26 protein-coding genes are annotated in these 24,781 nt (G+C 60.4%); 8 read left to right on the top strand and 18 right to left on the bottom strand.

The window, feature by feature from the left end:
• Nucleotides 1-324 precede the first annotated feature (324 nt).
• Nucleotides 325-1,344 (bottom strand): IS30 family transposase, encoded by a 1,020-nt coding sequence (locus BLL38_RS08775; RefSeq protein WP_048377755.1) that lies wholly within the window; start codon nucleotides 1,342-1,344, stop codon nucleotides 325-327.
• Nucleotides 1,345-1,395: 51 nt separating this feature from the next.
• Nucleotides 1,396-2,091: a PA1041 family peptidoglycan-binding anchor lipoprotein gene (locus tag BLL38_RS08770; RefSeq protein WP_076962195.1), complete on the bottom strand. Its 696-nt coding sequence runs from the start codon at nucleotides 2,089-2,091 to the stop codon at nucleotides 1,396-1,398.
• 190 nt (nucleotides 2,092-2,281) lie between these two features.
• Here BLL38_RS08770 and BLL38_RS08765 point away from each other — a divergent pair, with 190 nt between their 5' ends.
• From BLL38_RS08765 to BLL38_RS08740, 6 genes are all read left to right on the top strand, one after another.
• Nucleotides 2,282-2,779 (top strand): DUF6231 family protein, encoded by a 498-nt coding sequence (locus BLL38_RS08765; protein WP_076962194.1) that lies wholly within the window; start codon nucleotides 2,282-2,284, stop codon nucleotides 2,777-2,779.
• Nucleotides 2,780-2,781: 2 nt separating this feature from the next.
• Entirely contained in the window at nucleotides 2,782-3,252 is a 471-nt protein-coding gene (locus tag BLL38_RS08760) for a YchJ family protein (protein ID WP_076962193.1), read from the top strand.
• 139 nt (nucleotides 3,253-3,391) lie between these two features.
• Nucleotides 3,392-3,883, top strand: a complete 492-nt coding sequence (locus BLL38_RS08755) for an LEA/WHy family protein (RefSeq protein ID WP_076962192.1) — start codon at nucleotides 3,392-3,394, stop codon at nucleotides 3,881-3,883.
• Nucleotides 3,880-4,080 carry an SEC-C metal-binding domain-containing protein gene (locus tag BLL38_RS08750; protein WP_076962191.1) on the top strand — a complete coding sequence of 67 codons (201 nt, stop codon included), beginning with the start codon at nucleotides 3,880-3,882 and terminating at the stop codon, nucleotides 4,078-4,080. Before BLL38_RS08755 ends, BLL38_RS08750 begins: the two co-directional genes overlap by 4 nt.
• Nucleotides 4,081-4,235: 155 nt before the next feature.
• The gene (locus tag BLL38_RS08745) at nucleotides 4,236-4,880 is read left to right on the top strand and encodes a glutathione S-transferase N-terminal domain-containing protein (protein WP_076962190.1); all 645 of its coding nucleotides are present in this window, start codon (nucleotides 4,236-4,238) and stop codon (nucleotides 4,878-4,880) included.
• Between the two features lie 226 nt (nucleotides 4,881-5,106).
• The gene (locus tag BLL38_RS08740) at nucleotides 5,107-7,548 is read left to right on the top strand and encodes a penicillin acylase family protein (protein WP_076962189.1); all 2,442 of its coding nucleotides are present in this window, start codon (nucleotides 5,107-5,109) and stop codon (nucleotides 7,546-7,548) included.
• Nucleotides 7,549-7,612: 64 nt separating this feature from the next.
• Here the strand turns inward: BLL38_RS08740 and BLL38_RS08735 are convergent, their stop codons facing one another.
• Both BLL38_RS08735 and dcd read right to left on the bottom strand, forming a co-directional pair.
• Nucleotides 7,613-7,810 carry a hypothetical protein gene (locus BLL38_RS08735; RefSeq protein ID WP_076962188.1) on the bottom strand — a complete coding sequence of 66 codons (198 nt, stop codon included), beginning with the start codon at nucleotides 7,808-7,810 and terminating at the stop codon, nucleotides 7,613-7,615.
• Nucleotides 7,811-7,917: 107 nt separating this feature from the next.
• The gene (gene dcd / locus BLL38_RS08730; protein ID WP_003219273.1) at nucleotides 7,918-8,484 is read right to left on the bottom strand and encodes a dCTP deaminase; all 567 of its coding nucleotides are present in this window, start codon (nucleotides 8,482-8,484) and stop codon (nucleotides 7,918-7,920) included.
• Nucleotides 8,485-8,874: 390 nt separating this feature from the next.
• Here dcd and BLL38_RS08725 point away from each other — a divergent pair, with 390 nt between their 5' ends.
• Nucleotides 8,875-9,084, top strand: coding sequence for a cold-shock protein (locus tag BLL38_RS08725; RefSeq protein ID WP_002554837.1), 210 nt, complete (start codon nucleotides 8,875-8,877; stop codon nucleotides 9,082-9,084).
• A 226-nt stretch (nucleotides 9,085-9,310) separates the two neighbouring features.
• Here the strand turns inward: BLL38_RS08725 and rpoS are convergent, their stop codons facing one another.
• The 8 genes from rpoS to BLL38_RS08685 all read right to left on the bottom strand — a co-directional run bounded on the left by rpoS (nucleotide 9,311) and on the right by BLL38_RS08685 (nucleotide 16,429).
• Complete coding sequence (gene rpoS / locus BLL38_RS08720) at nucleotides 9,311-10,315, bottom strand: RNA polymerase sigma factor RpoS (RefSeq protein ID WP_038446486.1); 1,005 nt, start codon at nucleotides 10,313-10,315, stop codon at nucleotides 9,311-9,313.
• A 105-nt stretch (nucleotides 10,316-10,420) separates the two neighbouring features.
• Complete coding sequence (locus BLL38_RS08715) at nucleotides 10,421-11,254, bottom strand: peptidoglycan DD-metalloendopeptidase family protein (protein WP_076962200.1); 834 nt, start codon at nucleotides 11,252-11,254, stop codon at nucleotides 10,421-10,423.
• Between the two features lie 211 nt (nucleotides 11,255-11,465).
• Nucleotides 11,466-12,101 (bottom strand): protein-L-isoaspartate(D-aspartate) O-methyltransferase, encoded by a 636-nt coding sequence (locus tag BLL38_RS08710; RefSeq protein WP_169865481.1) that lies wholly within the window; start codon nucleotides 12,099-12,101, stop codon nucleotides 11,466-11,468.
• Nucleotides 12,102-12,142: 41 nt separating this feature from the next.
• On the bottom strand, nucleotides 12,143-12,892 hold the full coding sequence (surE, locus tag BLL38_RS08705) for a 5'/3'-nucleotidase SurE (RefSeq protein WP_076962187.1): 750 nt from the start codon (nucleotides 12,890-12,892) through the stop codon (nucleotides 12,143-12,145).
• Nucleotides 12,880-13,938: a tRNA pseudouridine(13) synthase TruD gene (truD, locus tag BLL38_RS08700; protein ID WP_076962186.1), complete on the bottom strand. Its 1,059-nt coding sequence runs from the start codon at nucleotides 13,936-13,938 to the stop codon at nucleotides 12,880-12,882. Before truD ends, surE begins: the two co-directional genes overlap by 13 nt.
• Nucleotides 13,935-14,408: a 2-C-methyl-D-erythritol 2,4-cyclodiphosphate synthase gene (ispF, locus tag BLL38_RS08695; protein ID WP_029297241.1), complete on the bottom strand. Its 474-nt coding sequence runs from the start codon at nucleotides 14,406-14,408 to the stop codon at nucleotides 13,935-13,937. The genes truD and ispF overlap by 4 nt, the downstream gene beginning before the upstream one ends.
• A gap of 54 nt (nucleotides 14,409-14,462) precedes the next feature.
• On the bottom strand, nucleotides 14,463-15,308 hold the full coding sequence (fghA, locus tag BLL38_RS08690) for an S-formylglutathione hydrolase (RefSeq protein ID WP_076962185.1): 846 nt from the start codon (nucleotides 15,306-15,308) through the stop codon (nucleotides 14,463-14,465).
• A gap of 8 nt (nucleotides 15,309-15,316) precedes the next feature.
• Entirely contained in the window at nucleotides 15,317-16,429 is a 1,113-nt protein-coding gene (locus tag BLL38_RS08685) for an S-(hydroxymethyl)glutathione dehydrogenase/class III alcohol dehydrogenase (RefSeq protein WP_076962184.1), read from the bottom strand.
• A gap of 109 nt (nucleotides 16,430-16,538) precedes the next feature.
• Here BLL38_RS08685 and BLL38_RS08680 point away from each other — a divergent pair, with 109 nt between their 5' ends.
• A complete protein-coding gene (locus tag BLL38_RS08680; protein WP_038446476.1) occupies nucleotides 16,539-17,435 on the top strand; it encodes a LysR substrate-binding domain-containing protein in 897 nt (298 codons plus the stop codon).
• Between the two features lie 611 nt (nucleotides 17,436-18,046).
• Here the strand turns inward: BLL38_RS08680 and ispD are convergent.
• The 6 genes from ispD to tilS all read right to left on the bottom strand — a co-directional run bounded on the left by ispD (nucleotide 18,047) and on the right by tilS (nucleotide 24,722).
• The gene (gene ispD / locus BLL38_RS08675; RefSeq protein ID WP_076962183.1) at nucleotides 18,047-18,754 is read right to left on the bottom strand and encodes a 2-C-methyl-D-erythritol 4-phosphate cytidylyltransferase; all 708 of its coding nucleotides are present in this window, start codon (nucleotides 18,752-18,754) and stop codon (nucleotides 18,047-18,049) included.
• Nucleotides 18,751-19,029, bottom strand: a complete 279-nt coding sequence (ftsB, locus tag BLL38_RS08670; protein WP_029297251.1) for a cell division protein FtsB — start codon at nucleotides 19,027-19,029, stop codon at nucleotides 18,751-18,753. Before ftsB ends, ispD begins: the two co-directional genes overlap by 4 nt.
• A 171-nt stretch (nucleotides 19,030-19,200) precedes the next feature.
• Entirely contained in the window at nucleotides 19,201-20,490 is a 1,290-nt protein-coding gene (gene eno / locus BLL38_RS08665; RefSeq protein WP_076962182.1) for a phosphopyruvate hydratase, read from the bottom strand.
• A 156-nt stretch (nucleotides 20,491-20,646) separates the two neighbouring features.
• Complete coding sequence (gene kdsA, locus BLL38_RS08660) at nucleotides 20,647-21,492, bottom strand: 3-deoxy-8-phosphooctulonate synthase (RefSeq protein WP_076962181.1); 846 nt, start codon at nucleotides 21,490-21,492, stop codon at nucleotides 20,647-20,649.
• Nucleotides 21,493-21,497: 5 nt separating this feature from the next.
• On the bottom strand, nucleotides 21,498-23,129 hold the full coding sequence (gene pyrG, locus BLL38_RS08655; protein WP_076962180.1) for a CTP synthase: 1,632 nt from the start codon (nucleotides 23,127-23,129) through the stop codon (nucleotides 21,498-21,500).
• 273 nt (nucleotides 23,130-23,402) lie between these two features.
• Nucleotides 23,403-24,722: a tRNA lysidine(34) synthetase TilS gene (gene tilS, locus BLL38_RS08650; RefSeq protein WP_076962179.1), complete on the bottom strand. Its 1,320-nt coding sequence runs from the start codon at nucleotides 24,720-24,722 to the stop codon at nucleotides 23,403-23,405.
• Nucleotides 24,723-24,781: the final 59 nt, after the last annotated feature.

Raw genomic sequence — 24,781 nt, 5'->3', positions numbered from 1 at the left:
AGTTGTCTCAAGGAGCAAGTGCAACAGTCAGTTAATTTTCTGAGCTTGCTAAGCGAAACAATCCCGCTTCCAAAACATCGTTATCAATGGGCGTCTGACCGAACCGAGCTTACCTGACTAAGCACAATTTCCACTACCAAGTGCTTAGCCGTGATCAAGCCCTTCGGTGGCTGCAGCAGCGGCTATACACACCCCCCCCTCATCGCTTAAACAATGGCTATACACACCCCCCCCTCCATCGCCAATGTGACGGCTTGGAATGACCCAATAGAAACACCCATTAGACGCATCCACCAGATAACTTGGAGGGCTTGCCCTTACCGGTCAGTTTATCGTTTCAAGCTTGTTGGTCGCGGAAAGCTGAAGATGATCTACTAGCACCTCAACCGGAAATTTCCAGCCCAGTGTCTGGCGGGGTCGGGTATTGAGCAGATCAGCGATTTCGTCCAGCCGTGCCTGCGTCACCAGAGAGAGATCTGTGCCTTTGGGGAGGTACTGACGCAACAAACCGTTCGTATTTTCATTGCTACCACGCTGCCAAGGCGAGTGTGGATCGGCGAAATAAATCTTCATCCCCGTGCGCGCAGTAATTTCGGCATGACGGGCCATTTCGCTGCCTTGATCATGCGTCATGGTTTTTAGGAGCGATGGCGCCATCCGCGACATTTCCCTCACGATCGCTTCCGCCGCCGCCTCTGCGGTGGGGGCTTCGAGCTTGGCGAGAATCACATAACGGCTCGTACGCTCGACCATGGTGGCAACCGCTGAGCGATTATTGGCGCCCATGATCAGATCACTCTCCCAATGCCCAGGGACCAGACGATCTGCAACCTCAGGGGGGCGTAGGTGAATACTCAGATGCGCAGGGTAACGTTCTCGACGCACATTGCTTTGGGTTCGCTTAGGACGTTTGCCGTCAGCCTGACGTAGATAACTGATCAACTGGCGTTTCAGCTCGCCGCGCGGATAGGCATAGATGGCGAGGTAGATAGTTTCGTGGCTCACATGTCGCTCGGATTGGCCTGGCCAGATACTGCGTAGTCTGCGGGCAATTTGTTGCGGTGACCAGCCGATGCGGAGCATTTCGACGACCACTTGAAATAGCTCTGAGTCTGGAGACAAACGCCGCTGACGGCGAGGCGCATGTCGAAGCTGTTGAGCCCTGCTGGTAGCTTGGATGGCGTCATAGTGAGGCTGCTGGGGGTTGCGTTTGATCTCACGACTAATGGTGCTGGGGTGACGGCCTAGCAAAGCGGCAATAGCTCGCAGCGTCTGTCGTTGAAAGAGCATCACCATAATGGTGACGCGCTCCTCGGTACTCAGGTGGTTGTATTGGGTAGACATGGCAACACCTTACATGAGGTGTTGCACTTGCTCCTTGAGACCGCCAACCCCTTAACGGTTGATCTGGATTTCCACACGGCGGTTCTGGGCCCGACCGTCGGCGGTTTTGTTATCGGCCACCGGGTGGGTCTCGCCGGCGCCCGTCACCGAGACAAAGTTGCTGCGGGGCACGCCGGAGCGGACCAGGTAATCGGTCACCGAATGGGCGCGTTTTTCCGAGAGCCTCTGGTTGTAGGCATCTTTACCGACGCTGTCGGTATGCCCACTGACCCGCAACCGGGCACCCGGAGCCTCCTGTTTCAGGCGCGTGGCGACCGTGTCGAGCTTGGTTTTATCCGCCGCCGTCAGCCGGGCCGAGTCAAACTCGAAGCGTACATCACGAATCACAATGGTCTCTTCCCGGACCACCACTACTTCTTCCACGACAACCGCCTCAGGCACCGGTGGGCAGCCATTGGCATCGACCTGTACGCCTTTGGGGGTGCCCGGGCACTGGTCACGGCTGTCGGGTACGCCATCGCCGTCCTCGTCACCGTCGCCATGGACCCAGCAATAGGCGCCGGCCATGCTGCCAATCAACAATGCGCCACCGCCGGCCCATGACGAGCTTTCGGTCGCGCCCAGTGCCGCACCGGTAACACCGCCAAGGGCCGCACAGGTGGGCCAGTCGGTTTTTTGCAAGCCTGCGCAACCTGTCAATACTCCGGTTAGCAGAACCAAGGGTAGAGCTGTCCGCATGATGCTCATTTGCTTTCTCCTGAGGGATCGGCCGCAAGCCGATAGGTGGAGTAAAGACCGCTCTTTTCATCTGCGCCAGCCCGCCAAACCCCCGTATTCATTGGCCAAGGCGGCTTTTACCGAGCAACAGGCCAGCGCCGGCTCTAGGCCCGCACGCTCAAGCAGGCTAGTCTTCATGGTTCTGATATGAGGATCTTCGATGACCGCCGGCAATTCTTCCCGTACGCCACAGCAAGCACTCGCGGCCCTGCTTGATCGCCAAGCCCCCAAACGCCTGCTGGTCCTGGGCTCCAGCCACTTCCCGGCGCTGGAGGCGTTCCAGCAGGCGCACCCTGAGACCGTCGTCTGCGTCGCAGGGCCAGGGCCATTGCCTGGCGAACTGGCCGCCCAGCGCTTTGACCTGGCCCTGGTGGTCGATTGCCTGGAGCACCTGTCAAAACGTGCAGGGTTGGAGCTGCTGGGCGGGGTGCGCAACCTCAACGCCAGCCGCATCGCAGTACTCGCCGACCTGGCTGCCTGCGGCTGGAAGGACACCGACTTTTTCTCCCTGGCCCTGCAGACCAGCGAACAGTTTTGCCGCGACAATCAGGTACTGACGCTGTTTACCTACGATCTGCTTGAATACAAACAGGTACCGGACTGGCTGAACGCCCGGTTCTGGGCCAACCCGGAAAACTTCGGAAAGTATTGGTGGTAACCATGAGTACATCCATTTGCCCCTGCGGCAGCGGCAACCTGCTGGATGCCTGCTGCGGCCATTACCACACTGGCCACCCTGCGCCCTGCGCCACCGCGCTGATGCGTTCACGCTACAGCGCCTATGTACTGGGGCTGGTGGACTATCTGGTGGCGACCACGCTACCGGCGCAGCAAAGCGGCCTGGACCGGAATGCCATCGGGGCCTGGAGCGCGCAAAGCACCTGGCTGGGCCTGGAAGTGGAAAGTTCCGAGGTGTTTGGCGGGCAGCCGGAACATGCCTTCGTCACCTTTACCGCGCGCTGGCATGACAGCACCGGCGAACACAGCCACCGGGAACAGTCATCCTTCGTACAGAACGATGGGCGCTGGTACTTTATTGATCCTACGGTGGAGGTGAAGAGCGGGCGCAATGATGCCTGCCTGTGTGGCAGTGGGCAGAAGTTCAAGAAGTGCTGTTCCGGCTATTTGTAAAAAACCGGTTCTTTGTAGGCCCGGGCTTGTCTGAGGGCGGCGTTCCGACAAAGCACTGTAAGGACACCGCGTTTATCCAGGCTGTGTGCGTTATCGTTAACGCCTTTCGCGAGCAAGCTCGCTCCTACAGGATCACGCCATGGTTAGCCGGTTATTCGCCTATAGCTGCCTGCTCGCAGTGACCGTTGGCCTCTCGGGCTGTGCCTCGTGGTTCGCCGATGAGACGCCGCCACCGCAAACCCACCTGGTCAAGGTCGAGTTGGTACGCGCCAAGCTGCTGGAGCAGAAGTTCAAGCTGCATTTTCGCGTGGATAACCGTGGCGACTCGGACCTCACCGTGCGCGGCCTGATCTACAAGATCAGCCTGGCTGACGTGGAGCTGACCGAAGGCGAGTCCGACGAGTGGCTGACCATACCGCCCCATGGCCGGGGATTTTTCAAGGTCACGGTGCGCACCAACCTGTGGCCACAGGTGCGGGAAATCGCCGACCTGCTGAAAAACCCGGACCGTCCCATCCCCTATCGCCTGGAAGGTGAGCTGAAAACCGGATTATTCATCGGTAACGACGTGCACGTGATACGCAATGGCGAGATAATCCCCGGCGATTTTATTCCGGAGCGACACCAATGACCCAGCAACCCCATGTCCATGGTCCTGACTGCAACCACGATCACGATCACCACGATCACGACCAAGGCCATGTGCACGGCCCGAACTGCGGCCATGCCCACCAGGAACCGGTGCGCAACGCCCTGAAGGACGTTGGCCGCAACGATCCATGCCCATGCGGCAGCGCCAAAAAGTTCAAGAAGTGCCACGGCGCCTGATACACATCCTGCAGGAGTCGGTAACCCGGCTCCTGCAGTTATATCGATAGATGCAAATGTTTCATTGAATTTTCCCTGGTCGAGCATTACCTATACCTACAGGCACATCAGCGAGCGTCCTGCCCGTTCAAGCATCACCAATCCTGGAGAGCTTCATGATCGACCTGTATTACTGGACCACCCCCAACGGTCACAAGATTTCGTTGTTCCTGGAAGAAGCCGGCCTGCCCTACGAGGTGCATCCGATCAACATCGGTCAGGGCGACCAGTTCAAGCCAAACTTCCTGAAAATCGCGCCCAACAACCGTATTCCCGCCATTGTCGATCAGCAGCCGAGCGATGGTGGCGCGCCCATTTCCCTGTTTGAGTCCGGCGCTATCCTGCTGTACCTCGCGGAAAAAACCGGCCAGTTCCTGCCCAAGGACCTGCGCGGTCGCCAGGAAGTGCTGCAATGGCTGTTCTGGCAAATGGGCGGCCTGGGCCCGATGGCCGGGCAGAATCACCATTTCAGCCAGTTCGCCCCGGAAAAAATCCCCTACGCCATCAAACGCTACGTCGATGAAACCGCGCGCCTCTATGGCGTGCTGGACCGGCGCCTGGCGGACCGCAGCTTCGTGGCCGGCGAGGCCTACAGCATTGCCGATATGGCGATCTACCCGTGGATCGTTTCCCACAAGTGGCAAAGCCAGCGCCTGGAAGACTTCCCCCATCTGCATCGCTGGTTCAACCTGATCAAGGAACGTCCGGCGACGGTGCGGGCCTATGACCTGGTGCAGAAGGTCAACCCGCCAAAATCCTGATACACGCCCCCCTGTGGGAGCTGTCGAGCCCCGGTGAGGCGGCGATGCAGGCGCTGCGGTCTGCCAGATACCGCGCGGTGATCCTATCGTCGCCTCGCTAAAGCCCGACAGCGCCCACATTTGCTCAATCAAATCCTGAAAATTAGCATCGCCTCCCGCTTGCGTCGGTTCGCCGCGCTCACTAACGTAGCGCCTTTACTGACGTTACCCCCGCAGGAGCTTTGCCATGGCCTCGCCAGCCCTCTCACATTTTCTTCCCCGGTTCGGCGTTGCCGCGGCAATGGCCAGTGCCTTGGGCCTGGCCGGTTGCCAGTCACTGAACAGCCAGGACACCCTGCCTCCCGTTTCCGGCGTGCAGCCGCTCAAGGGCCTGGCGCAGAATGTTTCCGTGCGGCGCAACAGCCAGGGCATGCCGCTGATTGAAAGCAATACCTTCCACGACGCGCTGTTCACCCTCGGCTATGTGCACGCCAGCGACCGGATCAACCAGATGGTCACCCTGCGCCTGCTGGCCCAGGGCCGCCTGGCGGAAATGTCCGGGCCGGACGTGCTGGATGTGGACCGCTTCATGCGCGCCGTCAACCTGAAAAAAAGCGCCAGCGAGCTGTACAACGCCTCGTCGCCGCGCCTCAAGCGCTTCTTTGAAGTGTATGCGCGCGGGGTCAACGCCTACCTGTTCCGCTACCGTGACAAACTGCCGGCAGACCTGGCCCAGACCGGCTACAAGCCCGAATACTGGAAGCCGGAGGATTCGGCGCTGCTGTTCTGCCTGCTCAATTTCAGCGAGTCGGCCAACCTGCAGGAAGAGTTGTCCGCCCTGGTCCTGGCGCAAAAAGTCGGCGCCGACAAACTCGCCTGGCTGACCCCAAGCTACCCGGACGAACCACTGCCGGTGGCCGAGTCCGACAAGCTCAAGGGCATCAACCTCGGGCAAATTCCTGGCCTTGCCACGCTCAACAACATCAACGAGCACCTGGCCAGCCTCAACACCCTTGGGGTTTCCACCTCCAGCAACTGGGCCATCGCCCCGCAACGCAGCCGCAGTGGCCGCAGCCTGCTGGCGAACGACCTGTCAACACCGATGCAGGCGCCGTCCCTGTGGAATTTCGTACAAATCCGCGCGCCAAAATACCAGGCGGCCGGGGTGTCGCTTGCCGGGATTCCTACATTGCTCTCGGGCTTCAACGGCAAGGTGGCCTGGAGCATGAGCCAGGTGTCCGGCGATACCCAGGACCTGTTCCTGGAGAAGGTCAAGCGCCAGGGCGGCGCGCTGTACTACGAGCACAACGGCAAATGGCTACCGGCCATCGTGCGTAACGAAACCTTCTTCGCCAAAGGCCAGCGGCCGATTCGCGAGGCGGTGTACGAAACCCGCCACGGGCCGCTGCTCAACAGCGCCCAGTCGCTGAGCAGCGGCTACGGCCTGGCCCTGCAAACCGCCGACTTCAAGGATGACAAGAGCCTGGATGCGTTCTTCGACCTGTCCCGGGCGCAGAACGTGGAAAAAGCCTCGGACGCCAGCCGCGAGATTCGGGCCATCGCCCTGAACATGGTATTTGCCGATGCCAGCAATATCGGCTGGCAGGTCACCGGGCGCTTCCCCAACCGCCGCGAAGGCGAAGGCCTGCTGCCCTCACCGGGCTGGGACGGGCGCTTTGACTGGGATGGCTACGCCGACGCGATGCTGCACCCCTATGACCAGGACCCGCCACAGGGTTGGGTCGGCACGGCCAACCAGCGCAGCGTGCCCCATGGCTATGGCATGCAACTGTCCAACTCCTGGGCCGCGCCGGAGCGCAGCGAACGCCTGGCGCAACTGGCCGGCAACGGCAAGCACGACAGCCGCAGCGTGATCGCCATGCAGTACGACCAGACCACGCTGTTCGCCGCCAAACTCAAGAGCATGTTCCAGGCGCCGGGCATGGCCCAGCCATTGAAACAGGCGATCGATGCCCTGCCCGCCGCCGAGCGGGCCAAGGCCCAGCAAGCCCTGGGCCGCCTGATGGCGTTCGACGGGCGCCTGGCCGCCACGTCGGCCGACGCCGCGATCTACCAATTGTTCCTGCAGGAAAGCGCCAGGCAGATTTTCCTCGACGAACTGGGCCCGCAAACCAGCGCCACCTGGAAAGCCTTTGTCAGCAACGCCAACCTGTCCTACGCGGCCCAGGCCGACCATCTGCTAGGGCGTGAAGACAGCCCCTTCTGGGACGACCTGCGGACCCCGGCCAAAGAAGACAAACCGGCGATTCTCGCCCGCAGCCTGGCCGCCGCGATCACCGCCGGCGACAGCCAGTTGGGTGCGGATCACAAAGCCTGGCAATGGGGCAAGTTGCATAGCTACACCTGGAAAAACACCCGCGGCCAGACCCTGCGCGGCCCATTGGCAGCAGGCGGCGATCACACCACGTTGAACGCTGCGCCCTACAACTGGGGGCAGGATTTCGCCACCACCCAGGTCCAGGCCCTGCGCATGATTGTGGATTTTGGCCAGGTGGAACCGATGATGGGCCAGGGCGGGATCGGCCAATCCGGCAACCCGGCCAGCCCGAACTATGTGAACGGCATCGATCCGTGGCTCAAGGCACAATATTTGAGCTTCCCGATGCAGCCGCAGAACCTTGACAAGGTGTATGGCAAGACCCGATTGACCCTGGTCCCGGGAAAATAAAACCGGTTCTACGGCCTACCCGCAGCCGCGCCCCAGCGGCTACAGGGCGGTTGTGGGAGGTCTATCAGGCCACTGGCGCGGGAGGTGGCTCGTCCGGCAGGGTCGGCACACCAGGCTCGGTGGGTTGTTCCGGGGTATCGGGGTCAGGCTGGCCCGGGATGCCGCCGGCGGCGGGGTCGGCCATCAGGGACCAGGCCAGAACACCAATCTGATTGGGTTCCAACCGGGCAAGTTCGGCGCTGATTCGCGGGTCGAGCTTCATAGGGTACTCCTCAAGCGTGGCTCGGCGCGCTGTGCACGCGCCGAGGCAGTACACCCAATAGAGTGCCTGCCCGCTGACAAATTCCCTTGTGCTGTAAGACGTTTCTATCAGGTGCGTGGCAGAGTGACGCCGCGCTGGCCCTGGTACTTGCCGCCCCGGTCCTTATAGGACACTTCGCACTCTTCATCGGATTCAAAAAACAGCATCTGCGCCACGCCTTCATTGGCGTAGATCTTGGCCGGCAAGGTGGTGGTGTTGGAGAACTCCAGGGTCACGTGGCCTTCCCATTCCGGCTCCAGCGGGGTCACGTTGACGATGATGCCGCAGCGCGCGTAGGTGCTCTTGCCCAGGCAGATGGTCAGGACATTGCGCGGGATGCGGAAGAACTCGACGGTACGCGCCAGGGCGAAAGAGTTTGGCGGGATGATGCACACATCGCTCTTCACATCGACAAAGCTCTTTTCATCGAAGTTTTTCGGGTCGACGGTGGCCGAGTTGATGTTGGTGAACACCTTGAACTCATCGGCGCAACGCACATCGTAGCCGTAGCTGGAAACCCCGAACGAAATCAGGCGCTCGGCGCCCTCTCCGCGCATCTGGCGCTCGACGAAGGGTTCGATCATGCCGTGCTCTTGCGCCATGCGGCGAATCCACTTGTCCGATTTGATGCTCATGGCGGGTGTCCTGAATAGCGAGGTGGAAAAATTCTGTTGGGCATCTTACCGGGGCTGGCCTCGCGGTTCAAAGGAGGCGGGGGTTTTTCTTGATTAAGTTGCGCCGGGGCATTGTCAGCCGTAAAGATCGGGCCAGCCCCTGAATTGACGGGGCGCGGGCCTGCAAAGCGCGCCGCCAGTCACGAAAATAGAGAAACCTTCGGAAATACCATTGGCACGTTCCAGAAAAAGGGTTAAGGTGGCGCCACTGTGCTGCTTGTGTCACTGAGAATCTCTACACGATGTTGAATTTCGATCCAACCATCTCCAAGAATTTTTCCTGCTCTTTGCACTCAGTCTCGGCCAGGGCTTTTCCTGAGTCGCAGTTAACTTTGTCCAAGGAGATACACCATGTCTAATCGCCAAACTGGTACCGTTAAGTGGTTCAACGATGAAAAAGGCTTCGGCTTCATCACTCCACAATCCGGTGACGACCTGTTCGTTCACTTCAAAGCTATCCAATCCGACGGCTTCAAAAGCCTGAAAGAAGGCCAACAGGTTTCTTTCATCGCTACCCGCGGTCAGAAAGGCATGCAAGCTGAAGAAGTTCAAGTTATCTAACTTGTACTGACTTAGTCGAAAGAACCCCGCCCTTAAAAGCGGGGTTTTTTTATGCCTGATCGTTCCTACGCTCCGCGTAGGAATGCAGCCCAGGACGCTCCGCGTCCCCCATGCGACGCAGAACGTCACAAGAGGCGCTACGTAGAGCGTGGGCGCGATCAGTGCATAGCAAAACGCCCGGTGCATTCCCATGCACCGGGCGTTCTTATCGCCAGCTTACAAGCCGCTATTGAAACAACGACTCACTCGACAAGCCATTCTTCTCCAGGATCTCCCGCAAGCGCTTGAGACCCTCCACCTGGATCTGCCGTACCCGCTCACGGGTCAAGCCGATCTCCAGGCCAACGTCTTCCAGGGTGCTGCTTTCATGGCCACGCAGGCCGAAGCGGCGAATCACCACCTCGCGCTGCTTGTCCGTCAGCTCTGAAAGCCATTGGTCGATACTCTGTGATAAGTCATCGTCCTGCAACAGCTCACACGGATCCGTTGGTCGGTCATCCGTCAGGGTGTCCAGCAGGGTTTTATCCGAATCCGGGCCCAGCGAGACATCGACCGAAGACACACGCTCATTAAGACCCAGCATGCGCTTGACCTCTCCCACTGGTTTTTCCAGCAGGTTGGCGATCTCTTCAGGCGAAGGTTCATGATCCAGTTTCTGGGTGAGCTCACGTGCTGCCCGCAGGTAGACGTTAAGCTCCTTGACGACATGAATCGGCAACCGGATGGTCCGGGTCTGATTCATGATTGCGCGCTCAATGGTCTGGCGAATCCACCACGTCGCGTAGGTCGAGAAGCGGAAACCCCGCTCGGGGTCGAACTTCTCCACCGCCCGGATCAAGCCGAGGTTGCCCTCTTCGATCAGGTCCAACAGGGACAGCCCACGATTGACGTAGCGTCGGGCGATTTTCACCACCAGGCGCAGGTTGCTTTCAATCATGCGCTTGCGCCCAGCCGGATCGCCCTTTTGCGACAATCGCGCAAAATGGACTTCTTCTTCGGGAGTGAGCAAGGGGGAAAAGCCGATTTCATTGAGGTACAACTGGGTCGCATCGAGCGCCCGGGTGTAATCAATATACTTATGCTGTTTTAACGCTGTGGAGTTTTTGGACTTGGTACGAACTGAAGGTACAGCGGGTCCCTCATTCGACATCGATTCCGTACCGATGCCGGTCTCCATAAGGAGAACCTCATCGTCGATGTCAAACTCCGGCGCTTCTTTACTGAGAGCCATTGTTATAGTCCTTTGGTGAGTTCGACCTCAAGCTCAAGCGACGCCTTTATCCTTGGCAACGCTGGAGCCTGTTCCTTCTACGTGAGGGAACAGGCTGACAACACATCAACGCCGGGGTAGGAATTGCAGTGGATCTACAGGTTTACCTTGGCGGCGAATCTCAAAGTGCAGTTTCACCCGGTCTGTACCAGTCGACCCCATTTCGGCAATTGTCTGTCCGACTTTGACCTGCTGCCCCTCCCGAACCAACAACCTGCGGTTATGACCGTAGGCACTGACGTAGGTATCGCTGTGTTTGATGATGACCAATTCGCCGTAGCCCCGTAAACCACTCCCGGCGTATACAACAGTCCCATCAGACGCAGCTAAAACAGGCTGTCCCAAATCCCCGGCGATATCAATGCCTTTATTCAAACTACCGTTTGAAGAGAATTTTCCAATAAGGATGCCATTTGAGGGCCATCCCCAACCGGTCGGCGCCGGTCCCGCAGGCGGCAACGGCGCGGGTGCCGGCTTGCTCGCAACCTTAGGCGCAGCGGTGCCTGCAGGCCGGGTGAAGACCGTCGTCCTGCTGGAGGAAGAGGCCGACGAACCGGATTTTGTCACAACTGCCGTGGGCGCCGACCCCGTGCGTCCATCGAAACGGATAGTTTGCCCCGGATGGATCGTATAGGGCACGGGAATGTTGTTACGTGCAGCCAGCGCCTTGTAATCCCAGCCATAACGGAAGGCGATGGAAAACATCGTATCGCCCTTGCGCACCACGTATTGCCCGGTGGTTACCGTAGGCCGTTGTGGCGCCGCATTATTGCGGTCGACTACCCGCGCCCCGCTACCAGTGCTGGAGCAGGCCGCCAACAAGGAACTCAAGACAAGGCCAATCACCAGTCGCTGAAAGCTCGTTTTACTCATACGCTGCGCAATGACCGTGAGACTCACCCGCCGCTCCCTTTGTGGTGGCTGAAACATGAACGCCTGTATCAGGCTTGAAATATGTCGCAAGTATAACTGGCTGCCGGACTTTAACCGGCAACAAGGTAGAAACGAAAAATTCATCTCGTTTAATAACTACCCAACTTGATGTTGACTCAACGAACCCCGCTGTAAGACACATACCCGACAATAGAATTCAGTACGCCGTGATAAATGATCAGGCCAGCGGGCCATTGAGTAACGGAACGAAACGCACCGCCCCCAGGACATGCCGTGAAAAACCCTCTTCTTCGCGCACGATCAACATCAGTTGTTGCACTTCCCCCGAGCCCACTGGAATCACCAGACGCCCACCCGGGGCCAACTGGTCGAGAAGCGCCTGGGGTACATCGGTGGCCACGGCCGTCACGATGATGCCGTTGTAGGGTGCCAGTGCCGGCCAACCTTCCCAGCCGTCGCCCCAACGGAACACCACATTGCGCAGGTTCAACTCCACCAGGCGCTCCTTGGCCCGGTCCTGCAATACCTTGATCCGCTCGACCGAGAACACCCGCTCCACCAATTGCGAGAGCACGGCGGTCTGGTAGCCGGAGCCGGTGCCGATCTCCAGCACCTTGTCCAGGGGCCCCGCCGCCAACAGCAGCTCACTCATCCGCGCCACCATATAAGGCTGGGAGATGGTCTGGTTATGGCCAATGGGCAACGCGGTGTCTTCGTAGGCGCGATGGGCCAGGGCCTCATCGACAAACAGATGGCGCGGGGTACGACGGATGACTTCCAACACCTGGGCGTTGGACAGTCCCTCTTCATAGAGTCGCTGGATCAAACGCTCACGGGTGCGTTGGGAGGTCATGCCTATGCCCCGGCGCAACAGGTCGTCCTGTTCACGAGCCATCAGCGCAGCCCCTCCAGCCAGGGATCGAGACCACCGAAGGCATCATTGAAGGTGCGATCGAGTTGCAGCGGGGTAATCGAAACATAACCTTGCATCACCGCATGAAAGTCCGTGCCCGGCCCGCCATCCTCGGCGTCGCCCGCTGCGGCAATCCAGTAGCCTTCCCTGCCACGGGGATCCACCACTTTCAGCGGTGCCGCAGCGCGGGCGCGGTGGCCCAGGCGGGTCAACTGGATGCCGCGAATATGGTCCAGGGGCAGATTGGGAATATTGACGTTGAGCACCGTACGCGGCGGCAGCACCAGAGTGCCATGGGCCTCCACCAGTTTGCGCGCAAAATACGCCGCAGTGGCCAGGTTATCCACCTGCCGCGACGCCAGCGAAAAGGCAAATGCCGTGCGCCCCAGGAAACGCCCCTCAAGGGCCGCCGCCACAGTGCCGGAATACAGCACATCATCGCCCAGGTTGGCGCCCAGGTTGATCCCGGACACCACCAGGTCCGGCTCATCGGCCAGCAAGCTGTTGATCGCCAGGTGCACGCAATCGGTCGGCGTGCCATTAACGCTGATAAAGCCATTGGCCAGGGTCTGCGGGTGCAACGGACGGTCGAGCGTCAGCGAACTGCTGGCGCCGCTTTTGTCCTGGTCCGGGGCAACCACCACGCACTCGGCATAATCTGCCAGCGCAGCATAAAGCGCGGCAAGGCCGGGTGCGGTGACCCCGTCGTCGTTAGATATCAGAATACGCATGGGCTGTCCGTCTGCCCCACCGGCACCAGATCAACAAGCTCGCGCACCAAGACAGTGGCGAAGCATCCGGCCGGCAGGACGAATTCCAATTGCAGAATGTCAGTCTCGGGATAATGCCACGTCAACCCGCCAATGGGCAGTCGCAGAATGCGCCGTTCCTGGCTCATGCCGGCTTTGGCCAGCCACTCGCACAGGTGCGCCTCGCTCGCGGCGACGGCTTGCTCCAGCTCATGGGTGGCGCCAGCGGCGGGCGAATCGCCTTCACCCCACTGTGGGCCGGTGGGATGCAGGTCGAGGATGGCCAGGCGCGGATCGCTGCACTGCGCCTCCCCCGCCGGGAAAAAGCTGCGGCTGTCGGTGAACGCCAGCAGGTCACCGACCTGGGCACGCTGCCATGAACCATCGGCAACCCGCGCCGCCAACACCTTATTGAACACAAAGCTGCGCGCGGTCGACAGCAGGCGCGAACGTACATTGCGCTGTTCCGGCAAGGCCTTGCGGGCCGCCCAGTCGCGGGCATCGACGATGTTGCCGCCGTTGTGGCCAAAGCGCTGGGCGCCGAAATAATTGGGAATCCCATGCTTGGCGAGCAGTTGCAGGCGCGCATCGATAGCGGCCTGGTCGCCCACTAGTTGGGTCAGGCGCAGGGTAAAACCATTGGCCGCATGCGCGCCACGCTGCAACTTGCGCTTGTGGCGGGCGGTCTTGAGGATCTTCAGGGTGTCGTTTTGCGCCGCACTCAGGTCCGGGTCGGCCTTGCCCGGCAGTTGCACGCTGAACCACTGGCGCGTCAACGCCTGGCGGTCCTTGAGGCCGGCATAGCTGACCGTGCGCAACGGCACGCCGGCAGCCTTGGCAATGCGCCGCGCCGCTTCCTCGGTGTTCAGGCCGCGCTTTTCCACCCACAGCCACAGGTGTTCACCCTCGCCGGTCAGCGGGATATCCAGCACTTCATCGACCTGAAAATCTTCGGCTGTCGCCTTGAGCACCGCACTGCCCAGTGCCTCGCCATAGGCCCGCGGGCCCAATAGTTGCAGGTCGTTCATGCGCGCAGCAACAAGGCGACGGAGTGCACCGCAATGCCCTCTTCACGACCGGTAAACCCGAGCTTTTCGGTGGTGGTGGCTTTCACGTTGACTTGATCCAGTTCTATTTGCAGGTCGGCGGCAATCACTGCGCGCATCGATTCGATATGCGGGGCCATTTTGGGTGCCTGGGCGACGATGGTGTTATCGACATTGCCGACCTTCCAGCCCTTGGCATGGATCAGGCCGACCACATGCCGCAGCAGCACGCGACTGTCCGCGCCCTTGAAGGTGGGATCGGTGTCCGGGAAGTGCTTGCCGATATCCCCCAACGCCGCCGCGCCGAGCAAGGCATCGCTCAAGGCATGCAGCACAACGTCGCCGTCGGAATGAGCCAGCAACCCATGGTGGTGCGCAATGCGCACGCCGCCCAGGGTGATGAAGTCGCCTTCGGCGAAACGGTGCACATCATAGCCGTGGCCAATACGCATAAAAAAACGCCCCGAGTTAATTCAGGGCGTGATTCTACCTACTTTTGCCGGACATTAACCGAGCAAAGCACGTCCATGATGACGCAAGTGGTCCTCGATGAAGCTGGCGATAAAGAAGTAGCTGTGGTCATAGCCCGGTTGCAGGCGCAGCTCCAGCGGATGGCCGGCGGCCTTGGCGGCGTGTTGCAAGGCCTCGGGCTTGAGTTGGGTGGCGAGGAAGTCGTCGCGATCGCCCTGGTCGACCAGCAGTGGCAGTTTTTCCGAGGCTTCGCTGAGCAGCACGCAGGCGTCCCATTCGCGCCACTTGGAGCGCTCTTCCCCCAGGTAGCGGGCAAAAGCCTTCTGCCCCCAAGGGCAATCCATCGGATTGTTGATCGGCGAAAACGCCGACACTGACTGGTAGCGCCCCGGATTGCGCAAGGCGCACACCAACGCACCGTGGCCGCCCATTGAATGCCCGCTGATGCCGCGCTTGTCGGACGCCGGGAAATGAGCTTCAACCAACGCCGGCAATTCCTGCACGACATAGTCATGCATCCGATAGTGCTTGCTCCACGGTTCTTGCGTGGCATTCAAGTAAAACCCGGCACCCAGGCCAAAATCCCAGGCATTGTCCGGGTCGCCCGGCACACCCGGCCCACGGGGGCTGGTGTCCGGGGCGACGATGATCATCCCCAGCTCAGCCGCCACACGCTGCGCGCCGGCCTTCTGCATAAAGTTTTCATCGGTGCAGGTCAGCCCCGACAACCAGTACAACACCGGCAGCTTGCCACCCTGCTCCGCCTGCGGTGGCAAGTAGACGGCGAAGGTCATATCGCAGTCCAGCACATCGGAATGATGTTTGTAACGCTTATGCCAGCCGCCGAAGCTCTTCTGGCATGACAGGTTTTGCAGACTCATGGCCGACCTCAGAAATGGATGACGGTGCGAATGCTCTTGCCTTCATGCATCAGGTCGAATGCCTTATTGATATCTTCCAGGCCCATGGTGTGGGTGATGAAGGTATCCAACGGGATTTCGCCGGTCTGGGCCATTTCCACATAGCTTGGCAACTCGCTGCGGCCACGCACGCCACCAAAGGCCGAACCGCGCCAGACGCGACCGGTCACCAGTTGGAATGGACGGGTGGCGATTTCCTGGCCAGCCCCGGCGACACCGATGATTACCGACTCGCCCCAGCCTTTGTGGCAGCACTCAAGGGCCGCACGCATCAGTTGGACGTTGCCGATGCACTCGAAGGAAAAGTCCACGCCACCGTCGGTCAAATCGACAATCACGTCCTGGATCGGCCGGTCGTAGTCTTTCGGGTTGATGCAGTCGGTGGCGCCCAGTTGCTTGGCGATCTCGAACTTGGCCGGGTTGATGTCGATGGCGATGATACGAGCGGCCTTGGCTTTCACCGCACCGATCACAGCCGACAAGCCGATCCCACCCAGGCCGAAGATGGCCACGGTGTCGCCAGGCTTGACCTTGGCGGTGTTGATCACCGCACCGATACCGGTGGTGACGCCGCAGCCCAGCAGGCAGACTTTTTCCAGCGGGGCTTCTTTGGGGATCTTGGCCACGGAGATTTCCGGCAACACGGTGTATTCGGAAAAGGTCGACGTGCCCATGTAGTGGAAAATCGGCTGCCCCTTGTAGGAAAATCGTGTAGTACCGTCCGGCATCAGGCCTTTGCCCTGGGTTGCACGGATGGCCTGGCACAGGTTGGTCTTGCCCGACAGGCAGAACTTGCACTTGCCACATTCCGGGGTGTACAGCGGGATCACATGGTCACCCACCGCGACCGAGGTCACACCCTCGCCAATCGCTTCTACGACCGCGCCGCCTTCGTGGCCGAGAATCGATGGGAAGATGCCTTCCGGGTCGGCACCCGACAGGGTGTAGGCGTCGGTATGACACACCCCGGAAGCGACCACGCGCAACAGGACTTCGCCGGCCTTGGGCATGGCCACATCCACTTCCACGATCTCCAGCGGTTTCTTGGCTTCAAAGGCGACAGCGGCGCGTGACTTGATCATCCGGGTTTCTCCAGGAACTTTAAAAGTGAGACGGGCAGTGTAAAACAGGGCTCTTTGATTAATAATCCAGGCAAAAGCAAAACATTATTGCTGTACTGGGATAATCACCATGCTGGAAAACCGCTGGGAAGGCATCGATGAGTTCGTCGCCGTGGCCGAGTGCAGCCAATTTACCGCGGCCGCCGAACGCCTGGGCGTGTCCTCGTCCCATATCAGCCGCCAGGTGGCACGCCTGGAAGAACGCCTGCAAACCCGCCTGCTCTACCGCAGCACCCGGCGTGTCACGCTGACCGAGGCCGGGCAGACCTTCCTGCAACACTGTCAACGCCTACAGGATGGGCGCGAAGAAGCCCTGCGCGCCGTAGGCGACCTGACCAGCGAACCCAAGGGCATGTTGCGCATGACCTGCGCCGTGGCTTATGGCGAACGCTTTATTGTGCCGCTGGTCACGCGTTTCATGGGGCTGTATCCGCAATTGCGCGTGGATATCGAACTGAGCAACCGCCCCCTCGACCTGGTGCATGAGGGCCTGGACCTGGCGATCCGCCTGGGCCGCCTGCAGGATTCGCGGATGGTCGCCAGCCGCCTGGCGCCGCGACGCATGTATCTGTGCGCATCGCCATCCTACCTGGAGCGGTATGGACGCCCACATAGCTTGTCGGAACTGAGCCGGCACAACTGCCTGATCGGCAGCTCGGATATTTGGCAATTGGCCCAGGATGGGCGCGAATTTTCCCAAAGGGTGCAGGGAAACTGGCGCTGCAACAGCGGGCAGGCAGTGCTGGATGCGGCGTTGCAGGGGGTGGGGTTATGCCAGTTGCCGGATTATTACGTGCTGGAGCACTTGCACAGCGGCGCGCTGGTTTCACTACTTGAGGCCCACCAACCGCCGAATACTGCAGTGTGGGCGCTGTATCCGCAGCAGCGGCATTTGTCGCCGAAGGTGCGCAAGTTGGTGGAGTTTTTGAAGGAGGGGCTGGCTGGGCGGCCGGAGTATGGCGGGTGATCTGGGGTGTCAGGTCTGGCCTCATCGCAGGCAAGCCAGCTCCCACACTTGACCGCATTCCAACAGGCACATGCAGTCGAGTGTGGGAGGGCTGGCTGGGCGGCCGGAGTATGGCGGGTGATCTGGGGTGTCAGGCCTGGCCTCATCGCAGGCAAGCCAGCTCCCACACTTGACCGCATTCCAGCAGGCACATGCAGTCGAGTGTGGGAGGGCTGGCTGGGCGGCCGGAGTATGGCGGATGATCTGGGGTGTCAGGCCTGGCCTCATCGCAGGCAAGCCAGCTCCCACACTTGACCGCATTCCAGCAGGCACATGCAGTCGAGTGTAGGAGGGCTGGCTGGGCGGCCGGAGTATGGCGGATGATCTGGGGTGTCAGGCCTGGCCTCATCGCAGGCAAGCCAGCTCCCACACTTGACCGCATTCCAGCAGGCACATGCAGTCGAATGTGGGAGGGCTGGCTGGGCGGCCGGAGTATGGCGGGTGATCTGGGGTGTCAGGCCTGGCCTCATCGCAGGCAAGCCAGCTCCCACACTTGACCGCATTCCAGCAGGCACATGCAGTCGAGTGTGGGAGCTGGCTTGCCTGCGATGAAGTCACCTCGGTCCAGCAGCCTACCGGCGATTAGCCCACCGCAACCTAAGCCACTCCAGATCCTCCGGCCGGGTCACCTTGATATTGTCCGCACGCCCTTCGACCAGGCGTGGCGCCTGGCCGGACCATTCCATGGCCGAGGCTTCATCGGTGATGAGCGCATCGGCCACCAGGCTATCGGCCAAGGCCCGATGCAAGGCGCCCAGGCGGAACATTTGCGGGGTGTAGGCTTGCCAGATCAGGCTGCGGTCAATGGTTTCCACCACCCGCCCCTGCTTGTCGACGCGCTTGAGGGTGTCGCGGGCCGGCACCGCCAGCAAGCCGCCCACCGGGTCGTCCGCCAGCGCCGCCAGCAACGTGTCGAGATCCTCGCGGCTCAGGTTCGGCCGGGCGGCATCGTGCACCAGCACCCAATCGTCATCGCTGGCGCCCAGGGCATTGAGTTGCAGCAACGCATTAAGCACCGAGCCTGAACGCTGTGCCCCGCCATCCGCGCGCTGGATACGCGGGTCGCCGGCACACCCCAGGTTGGGCCAGTAAGGATCATCCACCGCCAGGCTGACCACCAGCCCCTTGAGGCTCGGGTGGTCAAGGAAACAGCCCAGGCTGTGTTCGAGAATCGTGCGCCCGCCCAACTGCAGATATTGCTTGGGGCGGTCCGCGGCCATACGGGCACCGACGCCCGCGGCAGGAATCACGGCCCAGAAGGCCGGTAAACAGGCGTTCATTGGGCCAACTGGTAGAGGGTTTCGCCCTCCTTGACCATGCCCAATTCATGACGAGCCCGCTCTTCAACGGTCTCCATGCCTTTTTTCAACTCAAGCACTTCGGCATCGAGTACACGGTTGCGCTCCAGCAACACCTCATTCTCGGCGTGCTGCGCGGCAATTTGCTGGGTCAGGTCGGTTACCTGCGCCAGGCTGCCATTGCCCACCCAAAGGCGGTACTGCAGGCCAGCCAGCAGCAAGAGCAAGACGAGGAACAACCAATTGGGACTGCGCATCGAATATCGGGTATCCAGTGAAAAAAGACAGCCATGCAAAACTTTTGAAGCAACTGATAGCACGAAGCCTGGAAGACCCAGGCTTGTGCTTGATAGGCATCAGATTAGTGCGCAAATTCACTCTAAAGTGAGTTTTCCGACACAATCCGTTGTCTTTTTACCATCAACGACTCAGCCGCGAAACTCACCACGACCGTTGTATTTGGCTTTACCGCCCAATTGCTCTTCGATACGCAGCAGTTGGTTGTACTTGGAAACGCGGTCGGAACGGCACAGGGAACCGGTTTTGATCTGGCCTGCCGAGGTGCCCACGGCCAGGTCGGCAATGGTCGAATCTTCGGTTTCGCCGGAGCGGTGCGAGATCACGGCGGTGTAGCCCGCAGCCTTGGCCATCTGGATGGCTTCCAGGGTTTCGGTCAGGGTGCCGATCTGGTTGAACTTGATCAGGATCGAGTTGGCGATCTTCTTGTCGATGCCTTCTTTCAGGATCTTGGTGTTGGTCACGAACAGGTCGTCACCGACCAGTTGGGTCTTCTCGCCGATCTTGTCGGTAAGGATTTTCCAACCGTCCCAGTCAGACTCGTCCAGGCCGTCTTCGATCGAAATGATCGGGTAGCGCTGGGTCAGGCCCTTGAGGTATTCCGCGAAACCTTCGGAGTTGAACACCTGGCCTTCGCCGGACAGGTTGTACTTGCCGTCTTCATAGAACTCGCTGGCCGCGCAGTCCAGGGCCAGGGTCACGTCGGTGCCCAGCGTGTAGCCAGCGTTGGCCACGGCTTCAGAGATCACTTTCAGTGCATCTTCGTTGGACGCCAGGTTCGGTGCAAAACCCCCTTCGTCACCCACCGCAGTGCTCAGGCCACGGGCCTTCAACACAGCCTTGAGGTGATGGAAAATCTCGGTGCCCATGCGCAGGCCTTCGGAGAAGGTCTTGGCGCCCACTGGCTGCACCATGAATTCCTGGATATCGACGTTGTTGTCTGCGTGTTCGCCACCGTTGATGATGTTCATCATGGGCACCGGCATCGAGTAGACGCCTGGGGTGCCGTTCAGGTTGGCAATGTGCGCGTACAGCGGCAGGTCCTGGTCCTGGGCAGCGGCCTTGGCAGCAGCCAGGGATACAGCGAGGATCGCATTGGCGCCGAGGCTGCCTTTGTTTTCGGTGCCGTCGAGCTTGATCATCGCGTGATCGAGGGCTTTCTGGTCCAGCGGGTCCTTGCCCAGCAACAGGTCGCGGATCGGACCGTTGATGTTGGCTACGGCCTTGAGGACACCCTTGCCCAGGTAACGGCTCTTGTCGCCATCACGCAGTTCCAGCGCTTCGCGCGAACCGGTGGAAGCACCGGACGGCGCGCAGGCGCTGCCGATGATGCCGTTATCGAGAAGCACGTCGGCTTCGACGGTGGGGTTGCCACGGGAGTCGAGAACTTCACGACCTTTGATGTCGACGATTTTTGCCATTGTTGTAAACACTCCAAAGTTGACGAAAACGACGCAGCTGAAGGAAATCTTTTGACCGACCGCAAGGGTGGAACAACGGGGCAGGCTTGCAGACGACAAGGCTCAGGCCCGGGGGCCTGAGCATAAAACGCGGAAAGTTTACCGGAGAAACGCGGGTTACGCGGTCTCTACCGTCGGAAAACTCTTGACCAGTTCGTCCAACTGCTTGAGCTGGGCCAGGAATGGCTCCAGCTTGTCCAGGCGCAGGGCACACGGGCCGTCGCATTTGGCGTTGTCCGGGTCCGGGTGGGCTTCCAGGAACAGGCCAGCCAGGGACTGGCTGATACCGGCCTTGGCCAGGTCCAGCACCTGGGCACGTCGGCCACCGGCGGAATCGGCGCGACCACCCGGCATTTGCAGCGCGTGGGTCACGTCGAAGAACACCGGGTATTCAAACTGTTTCATGATGCCGAAACCGAGCATGTCCACCACGAGGTTGTTGTAGCCGAAGCTCGAACCACGCTCGCAGAGGATCAACTGGTCGTTACCCGCTTCCACGCACTTGCTCAGGATATGTTTCATTTCCAGGGGTGCGAGGAACTGGGCTTTCTTGATATTGATCACCGCGCCGGTCTTGGCCATCGCGACGACCAGGTCGGTCTGGCGCGACAGGAAGGCCGGCAACTGGATGATGTCGCACACCTCGGCGACCACCGCAGCCTGCTCAGGCTCGTGGACGTCGGTGATGATCGGCACGCCGAAGGCTTGCTTGATGTCCTGGAAGATCCGCATGCCTTCTTCAAGGCCCGGGCCGCGATAGGAGGTCACGGACGAACGGTTGGCCTTGTCGAAGCTGGCCTTGAACACGTACGGGATACCCAGCTTTTGGGTAACGCGCACATACTCTTCACAGACCTGCATCGCCATGTCGCGGCTTTCCAGCACGTTCATGCCGCCAAACAGCACCATGGGCTTGTCGTTGGCAATTTCGATATCGCCTACGCGAATGATCTTCTGGGCCATCAGGTTTACGCCTTCTTCTGATGTTGCGTCAGTGCAGCCTTGACGAAACCGCTGAACAACGGGTGACCGTCGCGTGGAGTCGAGGTGAACTCAGGGTGGAACTGGCAAGCGACGAACCATGGATGATCCGGGGCTTCGACCACTTCAACCAGCTTGCCATCGCCGGAGCGACCGGAGATTTTCAGGCCGGCTTCCTTGATCTGCGGCAGCAGGTTGTTGTTCACCTCATAACGGTGACGGTGACGCTCGACGATCACATCCTTGCCGTAGCAGTCGTGCACCAACGAACCGGACTCCAGCAGGCAATCCTGTGCGCCAAGGCGCATGGTGCCGCCCAGGTCGGAGCTTTCGGTACGGGTTTCGACAGCGCCGGTGGCATCTTCCCACTCGGTGATCAGGCCCACGACCGGGTGGCCGCTGGTGTGATCGAACTCGGTGGAGTTGGCGTCTTTCCAGCCCAGCACGTTACGAGCAAACTCGATAACGGCCACTTGCATGCCCAGGCAGATCCCCAGGTACGGCACCTTGTTCTCACGAGCGTACTGTACGGCGGTGATCTTGCCTTCCACGCCACGCAGGCCGAAACCGCCTGGTACGAGGATCGCATCAACGCCTTCGAGCAGCGCGGTGCCCTGGTTCTCGATGTCTTCGGAGTCGATGTAGCGCAGGTTGACCTTGGTCCGGTTGCTGATGCCGGCGTGGCTCATCGCTTCGATCAGCGACTTGTACGCGTCCAGCAGTTCCATGTACTTGCCGACCATGGCGATGGTCACTTCGTGCTCGGGGTTGAGCTTGGCATCAACCACCGCTTCCCACTCGGACAGGTCCGCGCCATTGCACTGCAGGCCGAAACGCTCGACCACAAAGTCATCCAGGCCCTGGGAATGCAGGATGCCCGGGATCTTGTAGATGGTGTCGGCGTCTTCCAGGGCAATCACCGCACGTTCTTCAACGTTGGTGAACTGGGCGATCTTGCGGCGCGAGGAAATGTCGATCGGGTGATCGGAGCGGCACACCAGCACGTCCGGCTGCAGGCCGATGGAGCGCAGCTCCTTGACCGAGTGCTGGGTAGGCTTGGTCTTGGTTTCGCCAGCGGTGGCGATGTACGGCACCAGCGTCAGGTGCATCAGCATCGCGCGCTTGGCGCCGACTTCAAAACGCAACTGGCGGATGGCTTCGAGGAACGGCTGGGATTCGATGTCACCCACGGTGCCACCGATCTCGACCATGGCCACGTCGGCATCACCTGCACCCTTGATGATGCGGCGCTTGATTTCGTCGGTGATGTGCGGGATCACCTGGATGGTTGCACCCAGGTAGTCACCACGGCGCTCCTTGCGCAGCACGTGCTCGTAGACACGGCCAGTGGTGAAGTTGTTGTTCTGGGTCATGGTCGTGCGGATGAACCGCTCGTAGTGGCCCAGGTCCAGGTCGGTCTCGGCGCCGTCGTGGGTGACGAACACTTCACCGTGCTGGAACGGGCTCATGGTGCCCGGGTCGACGTTGATGTACGGGTCCAGCTTGAGCATGGTGACCTTAAGTCCCCGCGCCTCCAGGATGGCCGCCAACGAAGCGGAGGCAATGCCTTTCCCCAATGAAGAAACAACACCGCCCGTGACGAATATGTAGCGCGTCATGAAAAACCCTAGAAGTCTGCGTTAAAGCGGTCGGAGCCGCCGGGGAAAGCGAAGGAAGGCCGAAGCCCCCGATCACCTGCATTAATCACAGTGCACCTTTCAAAAAAACCGCCGCGTTGTGACAGACCAGCAATGGAACACCGGTACGTTGATCGCTACACATTTTTTGGAATCGCCCAGCAAAGACTGCTTGGTAATCGGCAACGACTGTGTTTCAGGAGAATCCACAGAAGTTGTATCAAGAAGGGAGCGTAGTCTACCGGAAAGGCGCTATCAGCTCAAACCTTGATCGCAGGTGGGTGGCGCCCACTGTAATTGCCAGTCATCCCCCTGCCCTGTCGAGGCCCTGGCCAGGTTGGCCACAGCCAGTAAACGGGAGCCCTGGTACAGCAGCGGCAATCTGCCACGGATAAAGCCCGGCACAGCACTTTCGTTGAGCAAACGCTTGAGGTCGCGACGGCCGCGGCCTGGCAGTTCCATGACTTCACCGCCCTGGCGATAGCGGACGCTCAACGGGCCATCAGGGGCGTGCCCGCTGAAATACAACTGGCCGTTACCGGGTAACTGTAGTGGGGTTTGCAGGTGCGACCAGCTCAATGGACTGTCGGAAAACTCTGACCATTTGGTAGGGATCCACCAGATACGATCGTTGCAACGCTGCAATTGGCCATCGGCCAAACGCCAGATTGGCTGTGCATCGCCTTTGGCATCGCGCAGGGTGCTCCAGCCAATCCAGTGCTCGCTGTCAGGCAAGGGTGTCAGCGGCGCCAGCCAGTAGCGCAGGGCATTGCGCTGCCGGGCGTCAGAAAGATCGCATAGCGGGGCAAGCGCCAACGATGGCAGCCCCAACCAGGGAAACGCCGACGGCAGTTGAGCGGCCTGCATATCCAGTTGCGCCAACTCATCGAGCAGCCCCTGGGCCTCTGCCACATGCCCGGCGGTACGGGCCAGGCTATTCACGGCCTGGGGCCAGCGCGCCGCCAGTACGGGAAACACATGATGACGCAGGTAATTACGGGAGAAACGTGGATCGCCGTTGGAGGGATCCTCGATCCAGCTCAACGACTGCTCGCGGGCGTAGGTTTCCAGCTCGGCTTGCGACACCTCCAGCAGCGGCCGTACCAGGTGCCCCTTGCCCAAGGGGCGCTGTGCTGGCATGCCGGTCAGGCCCCGCACCCCAGCGCCCCGCAGCAGGCGGAACAGCAAGGTTTCGGCCTGATCATCACGGTGCTGGCCAGTCAGTAGCAACTCCCCTGGGCCGATCGCCTCGGCGAACGCCTGGTAGCGCGCATCACGGGCTGCACGCTCCAGGCTTGCGCCCGGTTGCACGCTCACACGCATGACGCGTAGCGGCACGCCTGCGGCCTCACAGACCGCCTGGCAATGAGCGGGCCAGGCGTCAGCTGCGGCTTGGAGGCCATGGTGCACATGGACGGCATGCAGTGGCGGTAGAGGTTGGGTTTTTGCCAGACCGGCGAGAAGGTGCAGCAGGACTGTGGAGTCGAGCCCGCCGGAGTAGGCGATATGCCAGGCCGGAGCGTTGTGCCAGGGGGCCAGGGCTTGCAGGAGTTTGGCGGGGAGGGTTGGTTTCATCGCACGTTACCGCCGCAAAACTGGAATACGTTAGCCAAGCATATACAACGCAAATGTGG

Source organism: Pseudomonas gessardii (genome assembly GCF_001983165.1).
Lineage (GTDB): Bacteria > Pseudomonadota > Gammaproteobacteria > Pseudomonadales > Pseudomonadaceae > Aquipseudomonas > Aquipseudomonas gessardii.
This window is presented reverse-complemented; position numbering and strand designations above follow the sequence as displayed.